The following is a 2,183-nucleotide window of genomic DNA, read 5'->3' as shown; positions in this document are numbered from 1 at the left end:
TCCAGACGAGGGTCGGGGCGGCCGGCTCGTCCAGGTCGATCCCGGCCTCCGGGGCTCGCACCCGGACTCCGATCCCCCGCTCGTCGTCGCCCCACTCCAGGCCGGTCCGGGTGCGGGTGGGCACGACCGGGTCCCCCGACTCGCCCGCCTTGACCCGGTCCATCGCGAACAGGTCCGCACCGAGCCGGACCCGCACCTCCGCCGCGACACCACCGGCGGCCGAGGTCGAGACGGTCAGGTGTTCGCGCATCCGGCCGGGCGTGAGCGTGCGATCGGTGTCGACGCGGGTCGCGGGATCGGCACCCGGGCCGTCGAGCTCGCGGGCCAACGCCACCACCTTGACCGTGCCGACCCTCGGGTTGGCCGTGGCGATCACCTCGGGCTCGGCGCCGGCGATGGTCAGGACCGCCTCGCTCAGGACGCGGATGTCCGCATGGAACACGCCGTGCAGGTTCCGCAGGCCGGCTCGGATCTGACCGTCGGTGCCGGACCAGGCCTGGGTCGGGGCGGCGAGGGCGACCAGTTGTTCGTGCAGGAGCGGTTGCCGGACCATGGCCCACCCTCCACGCCGTAGTGCCTCACGTCAAGGTGCCCGCGAAAGGTTGACCATGCCTCACGTGAGAGTGCCCGCGTAGCTGGGGAGGTTAGGAGGCGCTGACTCGGATGCCCTTGCGGACGTCGGGCAGTGCGCTGGGGATGGAGGCGAGGTAGAGCTGGTCGGTCTTGTCCTTGGCGAGCTTGAGGAGCACGGTCTGGAGGTCGGCGATCTGGCGGCCGATGGCGGCGGGGTTGAGGCTGTCACGGTAGGTGGTCAGCTCGGTGATCTGTGCGGGTGCGAGGACGTTCGCGGCTAGGAGCCGGTCGAAGGGGGTCTGGGGCTTGTCGTAGCGGCGGGTGCGGCGCCCGTCGCTGGTGCTGGCGTACCCGACCGGCTTGATGGTCGGTGTGAGGTAGTTGAGCCGGTCGTTGACCAGGCGCCAGAGCCGGTTCAGGACGGTGCGTTCCTCGCTGGTGTCGTAGCGGTAGTAGAAGCCGTACCGGCGCACCAGGTGCCCGTTCTTGGACTCGATGGTCGCCTGGTCGTTCTTCTTGTAGGGCCGGGATCTGGTGAAGTAGATGCCTCGCTGCCCGGCCCAGCCCACGACGGCGTGGTTGAGGAACTCGCTTCCGTTGTCGAAGTCGAGTCCGGTCACCTCGAACGGGATCCCGGTGCGGGGCTCGACGGCCTGCTGCAGGGCGCCGAGGATGTGCGTGTGGGCGTTGTTGCGGATGCTGCGGGTGAAGGTCCACCCGGTGTGCACGTCGGTGAGGTTCACGGTTCGGGCGAACTCGCCCTTCAGGCTCGGCCCGCAGTGGGCCACGGTGTCTCCCTCGAAGAACCCTGGTTCGGCCTCGACCTCATCGCCGGCCCTGCGGATCGTGATCGAGGTCCGCAACAGCGGTCCGGGCTTGGTGGTGGAGGTCCCCCGCAGCCCGTCCTTGGCCTTCGCCGGCGCCAGGTACCGGTCGATCGTGGCCGCGCTCATCGCGAGCAGTTCGGCACGCACCGACGGGCTGTAGCGGCCCTCGGGGTCGGAGGAGCCGGGGCCGTCCAGGACGAGCTCGCCGTGGCGCTGCAGGGCGTCGAGCTGGACGGCCATCGAGGCGGCGAGGTACTTGCCGCACTGGCCCCCGCTGGCGGCCCACACCCTCTGCAGGATCAGCCGGGCGTCGTAGGAGAACTTGTCCGCCCGCTGCTTCCTGGGCCGGCGGGCGACCGCCCGCCCGGCCCCCGGCGCCAGTTTCGCCGCCGCGACCAGGCGCCGTCGGGCGTTGTCGCGTGACCAGCCCGTGACCGCCACCACCTCATCAAGCACCCGGCCCTTGTCCTTCTTCGAGGCCCGCGCGTACCCCTTCGCGTACCTCGTCGTGATCTCCGCACGAGACGCCATCGACAGCTCACTTTCCATGCCCGTCGATCGTCACGGTTTCGCGGGCACTCTTACGTGAGGCACCGAGCGTGTTTCGCGGGCAGTTTTCGTGAGTCTCGTCGAAGCCTGTTCGCCGAGGCGCCCGATCGGCACAATGGGTCCATGCGCTACACGACGACGATCCATCAGTCGGGGAACACCACCGGCATCCCGGTGCCGGACGAGGTGATGGCGGCACTCGGACCGGCGAAGCGACACCTGGTCGTGGTGACG

Annotated in this window: 2 protein-coding genes; both read right to left on the bottom strand. The window is 70.0% G+C overall.

Annotated features, from left to right (window positions below):
• Nucleotides 1–553 (bottom strand): glycogen debranching N-terminal domain-containing protein (locus VFN12_RS00360; protein ID WP_325116544.1); only part of this gene is annotated, 553 nt, incomplete at its 3' end.
• Between the two features lie 91 nt (nt 554–644).
• Nucleotides 645–1,949: a transposase family protein gene (locus VFN12_RS00355; RefSeq protein WP_325116543.1), complete on the bottom strand. Its 1,305-nt coding sequence runs from the start codon at nt 1,947–1,949 to the stop codon at nt 645–647.
• Nucleotides 1,950–2,183 lie beyond the last annotated feature (234 nt).

This window comes from Nocardioides sp. (genome assembly GCF_035703625.1).
Taxonomy (GTDB): Bacteria; Actinomycetota; Actinomycetes; order Propionibacteriales; family Nocardioidaceae; genus Nocardioides.
This window is presented reverse-complemented; position numbering and strand designations above follow the sequence as displayed.

Excerpts from the sequence above, each read along its gene's own strand:
- VFN12_RS00355 (WP_325116543.1), bottom strand. The coding sequence starts at position 1,949 with ATGGAAAGTGAGCTGTCGATGGCGTCTCGTGCGGAGATCACGACGAGG.